This window comes from Pseudomonas sp. AKS31, from assembly GCF_023634765.1.
Taxonomy (GTDB): domain Bacteria; phylum Pseudomonadota; class Gammaproteobacteria; order Pseudomonadales; family Pseudomonadaceae; genus Aquipseudomonas.
The window spans coordinates 139,856-154,649 of record NZ_JAMLFX010000001.1 but is presented as its reverse complement, the minus strand read 5'-3'; the positions used below and the strand labels follow the sequence as shown (position 1 = coordinate 154,649).

The following is a 14,794-nucleotide window of genomic DNA, read 5'->3' as shown; positions in this document are numbered from 1 at the left end:
CTCAATCGCGAGCAGGCTCACGCCTACAGGGATCGCGGTCTTCCAATGGAGAACACGTATGCATAACCCTTGTGCCGTTATCCCGGTCTACAACCACGAAACCGCGATCGGCACCGTGGTCGACGCCCTGCTCGCGCAAGGTCTGCCGTGCATTCTGGTGGACGACGCCAGCACGCTCTCCTGCGCCAGAGTGCTCGACGGTTTGGCGGAACGCGACAACGTGCACCTGGTGCGCCTGACCGCCAATCAGGGCAAGGGCGGCGCAGTCATGACCGGTTTGCGCGAAGCCGTGCTATTGGGTTTCAGCCATGCGCTGCAGGTCGATGCCGACGGGCAACACGATCTGCACGATGTCGCCCGTTTTGTTGAAGAATCCCGCGCCCATCCCGAGGCGATGATCTGCGGTTATCCGCTGTTCGACGAGAGCGTACCGAAAGGTCGTTTGTACGCGCGCTATCTGACCCATGTGATGGTCTGGATCAACACGCTGTCGCTGCAGATCCGCGATTCGATGTGCGGTTTCCGCGTCTATCCGCTGGCCCCGACGCTGGCGGTGATCGACTCGGCAAAAGTCGGCAAGCGCATGGATTTCGACTCGGACATTCTCGTGCGCCTGTCGTGGCGCAATCAGCCGATGCGCTGGCTGCAAACCAGCGTGCATTACCCGCTGGACGGCGTATCGCACTTCCGTCTGTTCCACGACAACGCACTGATTTCCAGCATGCACACACGGTTGTTTCTCGGCATGTTGCTGCGTTTCCCGGCGATCCTCTGGCGGCGGTGGCGCGCATGAGCGGCGAAGCCGACAAGCAGCACTGGGCTGACCGCGAGGAACGCGGCAGTTTCCTGCTGATGAAATTCACCGCGTTCGCCGCCAAGGTCCTTGGCCGACGCCTGCTCAGTCCGTTGCTGTACGGCATCGTCCTGTACTTTTTCCTGTTCGGTAGCACCGCACGGCGCAGTGCCTGGCAATACCAGCAGCGCCTGGCCGCATGGAGCCAGCGCGAAGATTTACGCCCCACGCATTGGCGGGTGTTCGGCCAGTTCATGGCATTCGCCGATTCGATGCTCGACAAGCTCGATGTGTGGAACGGCAAGCTGCGCATCGAACAGATCGAAATCATCGACCCCGCCCTGCTGCGCAATCAATTGCGCGGCAGTCGCGGGCAACTGCTGGTCGGCGCGCACCTGGGCAACCTGGAAGTCTGTCGCGCACTGGCGGAGATCGGCGAAAAGGTCACCATGAACGTGCTGGTACACACCAAGCACGCTGAGCAATTCAACCGTTTGCTGGGCGAGGCTGGAGCGACCAATCTGCGTCTGATTCAGGTCAGCGAACTCGACCCGGTGATCATGCTGCAACTGCACGAACGCCTGGAGCGCGGCGAGTGGCTGGCGATTGCTGGCGACCGCGTGCCGCTGCACGGCGGGCGCAGTGTCACCGTGGACTTTCTCGGCCATCCGGCGCCGTTCCCGCAAGGCCCGTGGCTACTCGCCGGCCTGCTGAAATGCCCGGTCAATCTGCTCATGTGCCTCAAACAGCCGGACGGCCACTATCGCCTGACCCTCGAACCCTTCGCCGACGCCGTGGTGTGGAAGCGCAGCGAGCGCGAGCAGGTCATTCATCAGTGGGCCACCCGCTATGCGCAGCGCCTGAGTCACTATTGCCTCGAAGCGCCGCAACAATGGTTCAACTTTTACCCTTTCTGGAAGACCGATGACGACGCCAACCCATGAGCCGGTAACCTTCGGCGAACGCCCTTTGCGCATCGAAGACGTGCTGGCCCTGGCCAACCGTCAGGCACCCGTGCAGTTGCAGAGCGACGCCGACTATCGCGAACGCATCGCCAAGGGTGCACGTTTTCTCGATTCGCTGCTGGACAAGGAAGGCGTGATCTACGGCGTGACCACCGGTTATGGCGATTCCTGCGTGGTTGCGGTGCCGCTGCATCACGTCGAAGCGTTGCCGCGCCACCTCTACACCTTCCACGGTTGCGGGCTGGGCAAACTGCTCGACGCGCAAGCCACTCGCGCGGTGCTGGCGGCGCGTTTGCAGTCGCTGTGTCACGGAGTCTCCGGGGTGCGCGTTGAATTGCTGGAGCGTCTGCATGCCTTCCTCGAATACGACATCCTGCCGCTGATTCCTGAAGAAGGTTCGGTCGGCGCCAGCGGCGATCTGACGCCGCTGTCCTATGTCGCCGCAACGCTATCCGGTGAACGTGAAGTAATGTTCCGTAGCGAACGTCGCCAGTCTGCCGATGTGCATCGCGAACTCGGCTGGGCGCCGCTGGTGTTGCGTCCGAAAGAAGCCTTGGCCCTGATGAACGGCACTGCGGTGATGACCGGTCTCGCCTGCCTCGCTTACGCCCGCGCCGACTACCTGCTGCAACTGGCCACGCGCATCACTGCGCTCAATGTGGTCGCACTGCAAGGCAACCCGGAACACTTCGACGAACGTCTGTTCGCCGCCAAACCACATCCAGGGCAAATGCAGGTCGCCGCGTGGCTGCGCAAGGATCTGGCGATCGACGCACCGACCGCGCCGCTGCATCGATTGCAGGATCGTTACTCGCTGCGCTGCGCCCCGCATGTCCTCGGGGTGTTGGCCGACAGCCTGAACTGGCTGCGTTCGTTCATCGAAACCGAACTGAACAGCGCCAACGACAACCCGATCATCGACGCCGAAGCCGAACGCGTGTTGCACGGTGGGCACTTCTACGGCGGGCATATCGCGTTCGCCATGGACAGCCTGAAAAACCTCGTGGCCAACGTTGCTGACCTGCTGGATCGGCAACTCGCGCTGCTGGTCGACGAACGCTACAACCACGGCCTGCCGAGCAACCTCTCCGGTGCTCCGGCGGACCGGACAATGATCAACCATGGCTTCAAAGCCGTGCAGATCGGTACCAGCGCGTGGACCGCCGAAGCGCTGAAAAACACCATGCCGGCCAGCGTGTTCTCGCGCTCCACCGAGTGCCACAACCAGGACAAAGTCAGCATGGGCACCATCGCCGCCCGCGACGCGATTCGCGTGCTGGAGCTGACCGAACAAGTCGCCGCCGCCACCCTGCTCGCCGCCAATCAAGGCGTATGGCTGCGCGCCCAAGCTGAAGATGCCCGACCGCTGCCACCGTCGCTGGCGGCAATGCACGCAGAACTGGCCAAGGACTTCCCGCCGGTGATCGAAGACCGCGCGCTGGAAGGCGAATTGCGCCTGTGCCTGCAACGTATCGCCGCACAACACTGGAGGCTGCATGCGTAGCGCCGGAGTACTTCACGCCGACACCGAAATCCTTGTGCCGTTCTTTGACGTCGACACCATGCACGTCGTGTGGCACGGCCATTACGTCAAGTATCTGGAAGTGGCGCGTTGCGCGTTGCTGGACATGATCGGCCACAACTACACGCAGATGGCCGAGTCCGGCTTCGCCTGGCCGATCATCGACCTGCAATTGCGCTACGTCCGTGGCGCGGTGTTCGGTCAGCGCCTGAATGTACGCGCCAGCCTGGTCGAGTGGGAAAACCGCCTGAAGATCAATTACCTGATCACCGACCTGCAAAGCGGCGAACGCCTGACCCGCGCCAGCTCGGTGCAGGTTGCCGTTGAAGTGAGCAGTCGCGAGATGCAACTTGCCTCACCGAAAGTCTTCACCGAAGCCGTGGAAAGGATGCTGCGATGAACCTGTTATTCAGAAGCCTTGGCGCAGTGGCGCTGCTGGCCGTGTCGTCGCTGGCCAACGCCTTCGACCTGCAACAACTGAGCGAGCAACTGGCGAAACCGGACGTGATCCACGGTCAGTTCATTCAGGAAAAACACCTGCGTGCATTACCGCAGCCGCTGATCAGCAAGGGCAGTTTTGTTCTGGCAAAAAACCACGGCCTGCTCTGGCTGCTGAAAACCCCGCTGCAACAGGACTACCGCATCACCGCCAAAGGCATCGCCCGGCGTGAAGGCAATGGCTGGCAGATGCTGCCGAACAAGAGTGCCGGGGCCGAGCAGAACCGCTTGTTCCTCGCCGTGCTGCAAGGCGACAGCAGCGGCCTGCAACGCGACTTCGAACTGGCCCTGAGCGGCGACGCACAGCAGTGGAAACTGACCCTGACCCCGCGCTCGCTGCTGCTCAAGCAAGTGTTCAACCAGATCAATATCGACGGCGGCACGCTGGTGCAAACCATCGAACTGCTGGAAACCCAGGGCGACAGCACCGTGCTGCGCATGCAGGACAGCACTGCTGATCAACCGTTGAGCGACGCGGAGCAACATGACTTTGCCGAGTGAACGCAGGCTGCCCTGGCTGTTTTTGATCCTTTTGCTGGCGGTCGTCGCCCTGGCCGGCTGGCAGTGGCGCGACGGTGCGCCGCTGTCGGCCAATCTGATGGAACTGGTCCCCGGCACCCACCCCGACGCCCTCGAACTGCGCGCCGAACAGCGCATGCAGGAACCGCTCAACCGCGAGATGCTGGTGCTGGTCGGCCACGCCGATCGTCAGCACGCGGTGGCCATGGCGCAGGCGCTGGGCGAGCAATGGCAGGCCAGTGGTCTGTTCGAGAAAGTGCAGTGGAACCTGCAGGCGGATCTGCCAGCGCTGCGCACGCAACTGCTGCACGGGCGGCTGGCGATGCTTTCGGCAGATGATCGGCAACTGCTGATCGAACATCCCGACGTGTTCATTCAGCAACGCGTGCAGGCCCTGTTCGACCCGTTCAGCGGTTTCAGTCTGGTGCCGAGCCAGGATGACTGGCTGGGCCTGACCGGGCGCATCCAGAACAGCCAGCCACAGCACGGTTCGGTGCAACTGGACATCGGCAGCGGCACGTTGATTGCCGACGCCGACGGCAAGAGCTGGGTGCTGCTGCGCGCACGCACCACCGGCAATGCCTTCGATATGAACCTGCCGCTGCAAGTCGCGGCGCTGCTACAACACAGCCGCGAGCAGGCGGCGAAATCCGACGTGCAACTACTGGCCGCCAGCGGCTTGCTCTACGCGGCCAACGGTCAGCAGCAAGCCACGCGCGAAATGACCTGGGTCGGCGGCGGTGCCACGGTCGGTATCCTGTTGCTGCTGTTGCTCGCTTTCCGCCGCTGGCGCGTGTTGCTGGCGTTCGTGCCGGTGCTGGTCGGCATGCTCTTCGGTGCGGTGGCGTGTGTGGCGCTGTTCGGCCATATGCACGTGATGACGCTGGTGCTCGGCTCCAGCCTGATCGGCGTGGCCGTGGATTACCCGCTGCACTATCTGTCGAAGAGCTGGAGCCTGAAGCCGTGGCGCAGTTGGCCGGCGTTGCGTTTGACGCTGTCCGGGCTGACTCTGAGCCTGGTCACCAGTGCCATCGGATACTTGGCGCTGGCGTGGACGCCGTTCCCGGCGCTGACGCAAATCGCGGTGTTCTCCGCCGCCGGCTTGCTCGGTGCCTATCTGTCGGCGGTGTGCCTGTTGCCGGCGTTGCTGAAAAACGTCGAACTGCGCCCCGCGCAATGGCCGCTGCATCTGGCCGAGCGCATGGTCGCGCTGCGCGAAAAACTCCTCGAACGCGTGCACACGCCGGTGTTGCTGGCGTTGCTGCTCGCCTTCTGTGTGGGCGGTCTGGTGCAGTTGCAAAGCAAGAATGACATTCGCCAGTGGGTCGGCGCGCCGCAACGCCTGACCGACGAAGCGCAGACCATCGCGCGCATCACCGGCTATCAGCCGACCAGCCAGTTTTTCCTCGTACGCGCCGACAATCAGCAGCAATTGCTCGAGCGGCAGGCCGCGCTGAGCGAGCGTCTGCAGCAACTGGTCAACCTCGAAAAGCTGCAAGGCTATCTGGCCCTCGATCAACTGGTCAGCCCGCCAAACCAGCAAGAACAGGTACGCCAGGCGCTGAACAAACTGCCGCAATACTGGCAGCCACTGCTCGACCTCGGCGTCCCGCTCGCCGCGCTGCAAACCGAACTACAGCAATTGCAGACCGTGCCTGCCGAGGACATCGACGCGGCATTGGCCGGCCCGCTCGGCGAGCCTTATCGCACGCTCTGGCTCGGTCCGACGGAAGACGGCGTAGCGGCAATGACCAGCCTGCAAGGCTTGAACAACCCGGCGCTGTTGCGGGTGCAGGCACTGGACTTGCCGGGGGTAATGCTGGTCGATCGTCTCGGTGAGTTGAATGAAGTCTTTGCTGCGACGCAAATCAGCGCTGCTGAACTGAAACTCGCCTCCTGCGCGTTGATCGTGCTGGTGCTGATGCTGCCGTTCGGCCTCGGCGGCGCGCTGCGCATTGTCGCCCTGCCGTTGCTCGCCGCTTTGTGCAGTCTGGCCAGCCTTGGCTGGCTCGGTCAGCCACTGACGCTGTTCAGCCTGTTCGGTCTGCTGCTGGTCACCGCGATCAGCGTCGACTACGCGATTCTCATGCGTGAACAGGTCGGCGGTGCGGCGGTGAGCCTGCTCGGCACCCTGCTGGCCGCTGTGACGACGTGGTTGTCGTTTGGTTTGCTGGCGGTTTCCAGCACGCCGGCGGTGAGCAATTTCGGTATGTCGGTGAGCCTCGGCCTCGCGTTCAGCTTCATGCTCGCACCGTGGGCCGGACGCCACGAACAGGCCGCCGCCGTCACGGAGCCAGCAGCGTGATGATCGTCGGCTTCTGGCTGCTGGCCCTGGCGCTGTTTGCCGTGGCCACTCGCGTCGGGCGCCACTTCGGCCTGATCCCGATCGTCAGCCAGTTGCTGCTGGCGAGCTTCGGCTTGCCGCTGCTGATGTACTTCTGGATAGAGCCGGGCTGGCAGCTCAGCGGCGCACAACTGATTGCGCCTGACTGGCTGAAAAACCTCTACAGCCTGAGCTTTGCTTTGCTGCTCGGGCATATCCTCAGCGATGTGATCGACCTGAAACTCGATCGGCAGAGCGTGAAAATCGCCGTGCCGAGTTTCCTCGTGCCGTTCGCCAGCGGTCTGGCGGCAGCGTACTGGCTGTTGCCCGCGCAGCCGTGGCTCAACTCATTGGCGATCGGTCTGGTGTTCGCGATTACCGCGATCCCGGTGCTTTATCTGTACCTGCGCCACATCGATTATCCGCCCGCCGCCACTCGGCGACTGGTGCAGACCGCGATCCTCATTGACCTGACCTGCTGGACGTTGTTCGGCCTCGCGCAGGGCAGTCTGCATCTGAGCAGTCTGTTACTGCCGCTGGGGCTCGCCTGTGTGCCGTTGTTGTTGCGTCTGCTCGCTGTGCGCCGGCCGTTGACCTACAGCCTCGGTTTCTTTGCGCTGCTGGTGATGGCCGAGCACTACAAACTCAATGCGCTGATCTTCGGCATCGGTTACCTGCTGTGCATGGCCGCGCTGCAAGTGCCGCTGGTGCTGCCGTTGCCGGCGCACTGGATGAGCCGTTTGCAGACGTGGCTGGCGATCCCGCTGATCCTCACCTTCGGCATCGTCCAGATCGATGTGCACAGCGCCCTCGCCAGCCTCGGCGCAGTGCAATGGGCGGCGCTGCTGCTGTTGCCGATTGCCAGTAAACTGCTCGGCAACTGGCTCGGCCTCGGCTGGGCCGGCGCGTCGTTCGAAGGCGCCAGCCGCTGGCGCGAAAGTGTGCTGCTGAACATTCGTGGTCTGAGCGAAATCGTCTTTCTCAATTTGCTGTTGCAACAACAACTCATCACCCCGGCGCTGTACTTTGCGCTGATGCTGATGGGTCTGATCGCGACGTTGCTGCCGGCTCTGATCGGCCTGCATCGCGCGCCTTTGAATCTGAAACAGCCTCTGTCCCGGAGCTCACGTGCCAATCGTTGAAATGGAATCCCGTCAGGTCGTGATCATCGGCGCCGGCCCTTCGGGCGCCATCGCCGCTGCACTGCTCAAGCGCAAGGGCCACGATGTGCTGGTGCTCGAGCGCCAGCACTTCCCACGCTTCTCCATCGGCGAAAGCCTGCTCAGCCATTGCCTGGATTTCGTCGAAGAGGCCGGCATGCTCGACGCCGTCAATGCCGCCGGCTTCCAGCGCAAGACCGGCGCCGCATTCGCCTGGGGCGAGCGTTACAGCGCCTTCGATTTCAGCGACACCTTCACCGATGGCAAGCCGACCACGTTCCAGGTGCAGCGTGCTGATTTCGACAAGCTGCTGGCCGATCAAGCGGCGTTGCAAGGCGCGGAAATCCGCTACGGCGACGCCATCGTCAGCGTCGATTTCGAGCGGACGAAACCGCAGCTGAATGTGCGTCGCGAGGACGGCAGCGACTATCGCGTCGAAGCGGATTTCGTCCTTGATGCCAGCGGCTACGGCCGCGTGTTGTCGCGACTGCTGGACCTCGAAGCGCCGTCGAATTTCCCGGTGCGTCAGGCGGTGTTCACCCACGTCGAAGATCACATCGATAACCCGGCATTCGACCGCGAAAAAATTCTCGTCACCACCCATCCGGAACACCGCGATATCTGGTTCTGGACGATCCCGTTCAGCAACGGACGTTGCTCGGTGGGTGTGGTCGCGGCCGAGGAACACTTCAAGGGCCGTGACAGCGATCTGGATGCCTGCCTGCGCAGCTTCATCGCCGAAACCCCGAGCCTTGCCGGCGTACTGAACAACGCTGTCTGGGACACCCCGGCGCGCACGCTCGGTGGTTATGCCGCCAATGTGAAAACCCTGCATGGGCCGGGCTTCGCCTTGCTCGGCAACGCGGCGGAATTTCTCGACCCGGTGTTTTCCTCCGGCGTGACCATCGCCATGCGCTCGGCGAGCATGGCCGCTGCCGTGCTGCATCGTCAGTTGCAGGGTGAAACGGTCGACTGGCAAAGCGAGTTCGCCGAGCCACTCAAGCGCGGCGTCGACACCTTCCGCTGCTACGTCGAGGGCTGGTATGCCGGTACTTTTCAAGACGTGATTTTTTATCAAGACAGCCAGGCCGACATCCGCCGGATGATCTGCTCGATCCTCGCCGGCTACGCCTGGGATGAACGCAACCCGTTCGTCAGCGAGGCGCGCCGCCGCTTGAAGATGATTTCCGAACTCTGTGCAAAGGACGCCCCATGAATTACTTGAGCGACAGCTACGTCGAGGAAACCCGCTTCGGTCTCTGGTTCCTGCGCAGCCACACCTGGCAGCACCATGTGTTGCGCGTGGCAATCAATGATTTGCGTGGCTTGTTCAGTGAAGCACTGCCGGAACATCCGGTGTTGCTGGACGCCGGTTGCGGACAGGGCAAGTCGTTCGGTCATCTGCGCCAGACCTTCGCGCCACAGCGTTTGATCGGCGTTGACGCCGATCCGCACAGCCTGGAGTTGAGCGCTGAAGAAGCGACGCGTCTGGGCCTTGATGTAGAGCTGATCGGCAGTGATTGCGCGACGCTCAATGTGCCGGACGCCAGTGTTGATCTGCTGTTCTGTCACCAGACGTTCCACCATCTGGTCGAGCAGGAAAAGGCCCTCGCCGAGTTTTATCGGGTGCTGAAACCGGGTGGCTATCTGCTGTTCGCCGAATCCACCGAGGCTTACATTGATACGTGGGTGATTCGCTGGCTGTTCCGCCATCCGATGCATGTGCAGAAGAGTGCGGCGCAGTATCTGCAGATGATTCGCGGGCAGGGTTTCGAGTTTGCCGAGAAGAATGTCTCATACCCTTATCTGTGGTGGAGCCGCTCGAAGGATTTTGGTTTGCTGGAGCGGTTTGGCTTGCGTAAGCCGAAGCCATTTGGTGAGCGCGAAGAGACGTTGGTGAACGTTGTCGCACGTAAACCGCTTGAAGGTGCCATCTGATGTCCCCCTTTCGACCTGCACACGTAGAACCCTGTGGGAGCTGGCTTGCCAGCGATAGCGGTGGATCAGCTTGCATCAGTGCCGGATGTGCCAACGCCATCGCTGGCAAGCCAGCTCCCACAGTGTCCGCGGTGTGGCGACTTTTTGTGGTCGGCTTGATGCTTTTGTTAAGTGCCTGCGCCAGCCAGGCGCCGCTACCGGCAGGCAACCCGACGCTGCCCCTGCCGCTGCAATTGCACATCGAACGCCAGCAAGCCGAACAACGTCAGGACTGGTTGCTGGTGATCCAGCGCGAAGGCCCAGGCATTCGCTGGTCGATGATGGATCCGCTGGGCATTCCCCAGGCGCGTCAGCAACTGATCGACGGCCACTGGCAGGCCGATGGGCTGCTGCCACCGAACCCGGAAGCCCGGGAATTGTTTGCCGCGCTGTTGTTCGCCCTGACCCCGTCCGGCGAGTTGCAGCGCAATTACCCCGCCGCGCTGCAACAGGGCCAGCAACGCTCCCTGCCGACACGCTGGGATATCCGTTATTCACAACCGTTGAGCTTCGAATTGAACCTGCCCCAAGGCCCGCACTATCGCGTTTCTCCGTTGGATGAACCAACGCCATGACCGCTTACCTGAATGCCCTCGGCGTGATCTGCGCACTGGGCCGCGATAAACAAACCGTTGCGCGCAACCTGTTCGCCGGCGACTGCTCGGGTATGCGCCCCGAGTCCGGCTGGGTGGCGGAGCGTGAGTTGCCCGTCGCTGCCGTCCGCGGTGAGCTGGCGCCGATCCCGGCAGAACTCGTCGATCAACGCAGCCGCAACAATCAGTTGCTGCTGGAAGCGGCGTTGCAGATTCGCGATGACATCGATCAAGCGATCCAGACCTTCGGCCGTGAGCGCATCGGCGTGGTCCTCGGCACCAGCACTTCGGGCATCGACGAGGCCAGCCGTGGTCTGGCGCACTATATTCGCGAGCAGGAGTTCCCGGCGGAATACGATTATCGTCAACAGGAACTCGGCGCACCGGCCAATTTCCTCGCCGACTGGCTGCAACTGAGCGGCCCGGCGTATGTGATTTCCACGGCGTGCACCTCCAGCGCCCGGGCACTGATGAGCGCTCAGCGTTTGCTCGATCTGGGCCTGTGCGACGCGGTGCTGTGTGGCGGCGTCGACAGCCTGTGCAAACTGACCCTCAACGGTTTCTCGTCACTTGAAGCGATGTCCGACGAGCGCTGCAATCCATTCTCGGCCAACCGCAGCGGCATCAACATCGGTGAAGCTGCGGTGCTGTTCGTCATGAGCAAGCAACCCGGCGACGGCCCGACCATTGCCTTGCTCGGCGCCGGCGCCAGCTCCGACGCCCATCACATTTCCGCCCCTGAGCCGACCGGGCGCGGTGCCTTGCAAGCGATGCAGAAAGCCTTGAACCGCGCTCATCTGCAAGCAGCGCAGATCAGCTACCTGAACCTGCACGGCACCGCTACCCAACACAACGACGCCATGGAAAGTCTGGCGGTTGCCACGCTATTCCCTGAGGGCGTGGCCTGCTCGTCGACCAAACCGATGACCGGCCACACCCTCGGCGCGGCCGGCGCGCTGGAGGCGGCGTTCTGCTGGCTGAGCCTGAGCGCCGACAATCCAGATCACGCCTTGCCGCCGCACGTCTGGGATGCGCAGGCCGATCCCGCGCTGCCGCCACTGCAGTGGGTGACCACGAGCGAGCGCCTGACGTCCATTGCACCCCGCTACCTGATGAGCAACTCGTTTGCCTTCGGCGGCAACAACGTCAGCCTGATTATCGGAGACGCCCCATGACTGATTGGCCGCTCGCCGAACTACTGCCCCATGCGGGCGACATGATTCTGATCGACAGCATCACGAGCTTTGACGACGAGCAGATTTACACCCGCCTCACGGTCAAGCCTGATGGCCTGTTCAATCTGCCCGACGGCAGCCTGCCGGCCTGGGTCGGCATCGAGCTGATGGCGCAAAGCGTCGCCGCGTTTGCCGGGTGCCACGCGCGGCAGAAAGGCAATCCGGTGGAGCTGGGCTTTCTGCTCGGTACGCGCAAGTTTGAGTGCAATGTCGAAGCCTTTCCCGCCGGCAGCGAGCTGACCATCCATGGCCTGCGCTCGCTGGAAGACGACAACGGCATGGGCGTTTTCGAATGCCATATCAACGGCGCCGGCATTCACGCCAGCGCGCGTCTGAATGTGTTCCGTCCGCCTCAGGTCAATCAATATCTGCAACAGACACAGGAGTCGAACGATGACTGAATCCGTACTGGTCACCGGCTCCAGCCGTGGCATCGGCCGCGCCATTGCCTTGCGCCTGGCACAAGCCGGGCACGATATCGTCCTGCATTGCCGCAGCGGTGTGGCCGAAGCGCAAGCCGTTCAGGCTGAAATCGAAGCCTTGGGGCGGCAGGCGCGGATTCTGCAATTCGACGTTGCCGACCGGGAAACCTGCAAAACCATTCTTGAAGCCGACGTCGAAAGCCACGGCGCCTATTACGGCGTGGTGCTCAACGCCGGGCTGACCCGCGACGGCGCGTTTCCAGCGCTGAGCGACGACGATTGGGACGTGGTTTTGCGCACCAACCTCGACGGTTTCTACAACGTGCTGCACCCGGTGATGATGCCGATGATCCGCCGCCGCGCCGCCGGTCGCATTGTCTGCATCACTTCGGTGTCGGGACTGATCGGCAACCGTGGCCAGGTCAACTACAGCGCCTCCAAGGCCGGCGTGATCGGCGCGGCAAAGGCGTTGGCGATCGAGCTGGGCAAGCGCAAAATCACGGTTAACTGCGTCGCACCGGGCCTGATCGACACGGCGATGCTCGATGAAAACGTGCCGGTGGAAGAATTGATGAAAATGATCCCCGCGCAACGCATGGGCACCCCGCAAGAGGTGGCCGCTGCGGTGAATTTCCTGATGTCGGCGGAAGCCTCGTACATCACCCGCCAGGTTCTGGCGGTCAACGGAGGCTTGTGCTGATGAAGCGCGTCGTCGTCACCGGCATGGCCGGCATCACTTCGCTGGGCAGCGACTGGGAGACCATTGCCGGCAACTTCGCGGCCAACCGCAGCGGCATCCGCCGCATGGACGAGTGGGATCGCTTCAGCGAACTCAACACGCGTCTGGCCGGGCCGATCGATGACTTCGAAGTGCCCGCGCACTGGACCCGCAAGCAACTGCGCAGCATGGGCCGGGTGTCGCGACTGGCAGTCGGCGCGGCGGAAAAAGCCCTGGCTGACGCTGGTCTGCTCGGCGATGAATCGATCAAGGACGGGCGCATGGGCGTGGCCTGTGGTTCGTCCACCGGCAGCACCGACGAGATCAAAGCGTTCGGCAACATGCTGCTCAACTCGGTGGCCGAAGGCCTCAACGCCAACTCCTACGTGCGGATGATGCCGCACACCACCGCCGCCAATATCAGCATTTTCTTTGGCCTCACCGGTCGTTTGATCCCGACGTCCAGCGCCTGCACCAGCGGCAGCCAGGGCATCGGTTACGCCTACGAGGCGATCAAGTTCGGTCGCCTGCCGCTGATGCTCGCCGGCGGCGCCGAAGAGCTGTGCCCGACCGAAGCCATGGTCTTCGACGCGCTCTACGCCACCAGCCTGAAAAACGATGCCCCACAGACCAGCCCACGCCCTTACGACAAGGGCCGTGACGGTCTGGTGATCGGTGAAGGCGGCGGCATGCTGGTGCTCGAGGAGCTGGAACACGCCCTCGCCCGCGGTGCGCACATCCACGCCGAGATCGTCGGTTTCGGCAGCAACGCCGACGGCCAGCACACCACCCGCCCGGAACAAGTGACCATGCGCCGCGCCATGGAACTGGCGCTGGAAGACGCTGGGCTGACCCCGGATGCCATCGGCTATGTAAATGGTCACGGCACGGCTACAGAACAGGGCGACATTGCCGAAACACTGGCGACCAGCAGTTTGTTCGGCGAACGCATGCCGATCAGCTCGCAGAAGAGCTTCCTCGGCCACACCCTCGGCGCCTGCGGCGCGCTGGAGTCGTGGTTCAGCATCGAGATGATGAACCGCGACCTGTACGTGCACACGTTCAACCTCGACGAGGTCGATCCGCATTGCGGCAAGCTCGATTACCTGCGCGGCGAATTCCGCCAGATGCATCACGACTACGTGATGAACAACAATTTCGCTTTTGGTGGCGTCAACACCTCGTTGATTTTCCGCCGCTGGCACTGACCGCAACACGTTTGGAGTGAAGGGAATGACTCAGTTTCACCGCATCGCCGCGCTACTGGCACTTGTTCTTGTGCTCGGCGGTTGCACCAGCAAACCGGTTTACAACGCCAAGGAAGAGTTCTCGCCCAACCTCGGCTTCACCCAGCAACAGATGAGCCGCGCGATCGTCACCGCGCTCAACGACCGCCAATGGGTCGTGCAGTCGGTGCGTCCGGGCATGATCAAAGCGGCGATCACCGTGCGCGGTCGCCATCACGCCGAAGTCGACATCCCGTTCACCCCGACTTCGTTTGAAATCGACTACCGCAGCAGCTACGGCCTCGATGCCAAGGACGGCAAGATCCATGGCAACTACAACCGCTGGGTCAACCGCCTGCGCGACAACGTGCTCAAAGAGCTGTCGATCAACCCGGACATCGAGTTCGTCAACGACCTGGGCATCGTCAAACAAGGCGCCGACGAGCCGACGTACCTGAGCTTCCGTGAAGGCGTCAAACGTGCCACCGACGCCGGCCTGCTCGACGGCAGCGTGAAGTTCTACCTGGCCGGCGAAACCCTGCCAAAACAGGTGCGCAAACTCGACACCGTGAGCAGCAGCCGCAAGACCAACGGCTCGAACAAATCCGATGAAGACGCCTGCTTCTGGGCCCTGCAATCGGCTCTGGCGACCCTGCAGAACGCGGCGAAGAACGCCGACGCCAATGCGGTGATCAACATCGCCAGTGTCGACCAGCGCGACCTGTACAAAGACACTGAAAAATTCCAGTGCCGTGCCGGGCTGGTGGTGTCGAGCGTGGCGCTGCGTGGGGATCTGGCGCACGTGGATTGATGGGATTGCAGAAACGACAAAGGGCGCCATTT

General features: G+C 62.6%; 15 protein-coding genes. All 15 read left to right on the top strand.

Features of this window, described 5'->3' with window-relative positions:
* Positions 1-58 precede the first annotated feature (58 nt).
* The 15 genes from M9827_RS00695 (at position 59) to M9827_RS00625 (ending at position 14,762) form a co-directional block, all read left to right on the top strand.
* The gene (locus tag M9827_RS00695; protein WP_250602861.1) at positions 59-793 is read left to right on the top strand and encodes a glycosyltransferase family 2 protein; all 735 of its coding nucleotides are present in this window, start codon (positions 59-61) and stop codon (positions 791-793) included.
* A complete protein-coding gene (locus M9827_RS00690) occupies positions 790-1,737 on the top strand; it encodes a lysophospholipid acyltransferase family protein (RefSeq protein ID WP_250602860.1) in 948 nt (315 codons plus the stop codon). Before M9827_RS00695 ends, M9827_RS00690 begins: the two co-directional genes overlap by 4 nt.
* Complete coding sequence (locus tag M9827_RS00685; RefSeq protein WP_250602859.1) at positions 1,718-3,262, top strand: HAL/PAL/TAL family ammonia-lyase; 1,545 nt, start codon at positions 1,718-1,720, stop codon at positions 3,260-3,262. The genes M9827_RS00690 and M9827_RS00685 overlap by 20 nt, the downstream gene beginning before the upstream one ends.
* On the top strand, positions 3,255-3,680 hold the full coding sequence (locus tag M9827_RS00680) for an acyl-CoA thioesterase (RefSeq protein WP_250602858.1): 426 nt from the start codon (positions 3,255-3,257) through the stop codon (positions 3,678-3,680). The genes M9827_RS00685 and M9827_RS00680 overlap by 8 nt, the downstream gene beginning before the upstream one ends.
* Positions 3,677-4,279, top strand: coding sequence for an outer membrane lipoprotein carrier protein LolA (locus M9827_RS00675; RefSeq protein WP_250602857.1), 603 nt, complete (start codon positions 3,677-3,679; stop codon positions 4,277-4,279). Before M9827_RS00680 ends, M9827_RS00675 begins: the two co-directional genes overlap by 4 nt.
* Positions 4,263-6,602, top strand: coding sequence for an MMPL family transporter (locus tag M9827_RS00670; RefSeq protein ID WP_250602856.1), 2,340 nt, complete (start codon positions 4,263-4,265; stop codon positions 6,600-6,602). The genes M9827_RS00675 and M9827_RS00670 overlap by 17 nt, the downstream gene beginning before the upstream one ends.
* The gene (locus M9827_RS00665; RefSeq protein ID WP_250602855.1) at positions 6,599-7,762 is read left to right on the top strand and encodes a cation:proton antiporter; all 1,164 of its coding nucleotides are present in this window, start codon (positions 6,599-6,601) and stop codon (positions 7,760-7,762) included. Before M9827_RS00670 ends, M9827_RS00665 begins: the two co-directional genes overlap by 4 nt.
* On the top strand, positions 7,749-8,996 hold the full coding sequence (locus tag M9827_RS00660; RefSeq protein ID WP_250602854.1) for an NAD(P)/FAD-dependent oxidoreductase: 1,248 nt from the start codon (positions 7,749-7,751) through the stop codon (positions 8,994-8,996). The genes M9827_RS00665 and M9827_RS00660 overlap by 14 nt, the downstream gene beginning before the upstream one ends.
* Positions 8,993-9,718, top strand: a complete 726-nt coding sequence (locus tag M9827_RS00655; protein ID WP_250602853.1) for a class I SAM-dependent methyltransferase — start codon at positions 8,993-8,995, stop codon at positions 9,716-9,718. Before M9827_RS00660 ends, M9827_RS00655 begins: the two co-directional genes overlap by 4 nt.
* 158 nt (positions 9,719-9,876) lie before the next feature.
* The gene (locus M9827_RS00650) at positions 9,877-10,332 is read left to right on the top strand and encodes a hypothetical protein (RefSeq protein ID WP_502943368.1); all 456 of its coding nucleotides are present in this window, start codon (positions 9,877-9,879) and stop codon (positions 10,330-10,332) included.
* Positions 10,329-11,525 (top strand): beta-ketoacyl-[acyl-carrier-protein] synthase family protein, encoded by a 1,197-nt coding sequence (locus M9827_RS00645; RefSeq protein WP_250602851.1) that lies wholly within the window; start codon positions 10,329-10,331, stop codon positions 11,523-11,525. The genes M9827_RS00650 and M9827_RS00645 overlap by 4 nt, the downstream gene beginning before the upstream one ends.
* The gene (locus M9827_RS00640; RefSeq protein WP_250602850.1) at positions 11,522-11,986 is read left to right on the top strand and encodes a hotdog family protein; all 465 of its coding nucleotides are present in this window, start codon (positions 11,522-11,524) and stop codon (positions 11,984-11,986) included. Before M9827_RS00645 ends, M9827_RS00640 begins: the two co-directional genes overlap by 4 nt.
* Entirely contained in the window at positions 11,979-12,707 is a 729-nt protein-coding gene (gene fabG / locus M9827_RS00635) for a 3-oxoacyl-ACP reductase FabG (protein WP_250602849.1), read from the top strand. Before M9827_RS00640 ends, fabG begins: the two co-directional genes overlap by 8 nt.
* On the top strand, positions 12,707-13,933 hold the full coding sequence (locus M9827_RS00630; protein ID WP_250602848.1) for a beta-ketoacyl-ACP synthase: 1,227 nt from the start codon (positions 12,707-12,709) through the stop codon (positions 13,931-13,933). The genes fabG and M9827_RS00630 overlap by 1 nt, the downstream gene beginning before the upstream one ends.
* Positions 13,934-13,958: 25 nt before the next feature.
* A complete protein-coding gene (locus M9827_RS00625) occupies positions 13,959-14,762 on the top strand; it encodes a hypothetical protein (RefSeq protein WP_250602847.1) in 804 nt (267 codons plus the stop codon).
* Positions 14,763-14,794 lie beyond the last annotated feature (32 nt).

Bases quoted from the DNA above. Each gene is read 5' to 3' on its own strand.
- M9827_RS00695 (WP_250602861.1), top strand. From the start codon at position 59: ATGCATAACCCTTGTGCCGTTATCCCGGTCTACAACCACGAAACCGCG.
- M9827_RS00690 (WP_250602860.1), top strand. From the start codon at position 790: ATGAGCGGCGAAGCCGACAAGCAGCACTGGGCTGACCGCGAGGAACGC.
- M9827_RS00685 (WP_250602859.1), top strand. From the start codon at position 1,718: ATGACGACGCCAACCCATGAGCCGGTAACCTTCGGCGAACGCCCTTTG.
- M9827_RS00680 (WP_250602858.1), top strand. From the start codon at position 3,255: ATGCGTAGCGCCGGAGTACTTCACGCCGACACCGAAATCCTTGTGCCG.
- M9827_RS00675 (WP_250602857.1), top strand. From the start codon at position 3,677: ATGAACCTGTTATTCAGAAGCCTTGGCGCAGTGGCGCTGCTGGCCGTG.
- M9827_RS00670 (WP_250602856.1), top strand. From the start codon at position 4,263: ATGACTTTGCCGAGTGAACGCAGGCTGCCCTGGCTGTTTTTGATCCTT.
- M9827_RS00655 (WP_250602853.1), top strand. From the start codon at position 8,993: ATGAATTACTTGAGCGACAGCTACGTCGAGGAAACCCGCTTCGGTCTC.
- M9827_RS00650 (WP_502943368.1), top strand. From the start codon at position 9,877: ATGCTTTTGTTAAGTGCCTGCGCCAGCCAGGCGCCGCTACCGGCAGGC.
- M9827_RS00645 (WP_250602851.1), top strand. From the start codon at position 10,329: ATGACCGCTTACCTGAATGCCCTCGGCGTGATCTGCGCACTGGGCCGC.
- M9827_RS00640 (WP_250602850.1), top strand. From the start codon at position 11,522: ATGACTGATTGGCCGCTCGCCGAACTACTGCCCCATGCGGGCGACATG.
- fabG (WP_250602849.1), top strand. From the start codon at position 11,979: ATGACTGAATCCGTACTGGTCACCGGCTCCAGCCGTGGCATCGGCCGC.
- M9827_RS00630 (WP_250602848.1), top strand. From the start codon at position 12,707: ATGAAGCGCGTCGTCGTCACCGGCATGGCCGGCATCACTTCGCTGGGC.
- M9827_RS00625 (WP_250602847.1), top strand. From the start codon at position 13,959: ATGACTCAGTTTCACCGCATCGCCGCGCTACTGGCACTTGTTCTTGTG.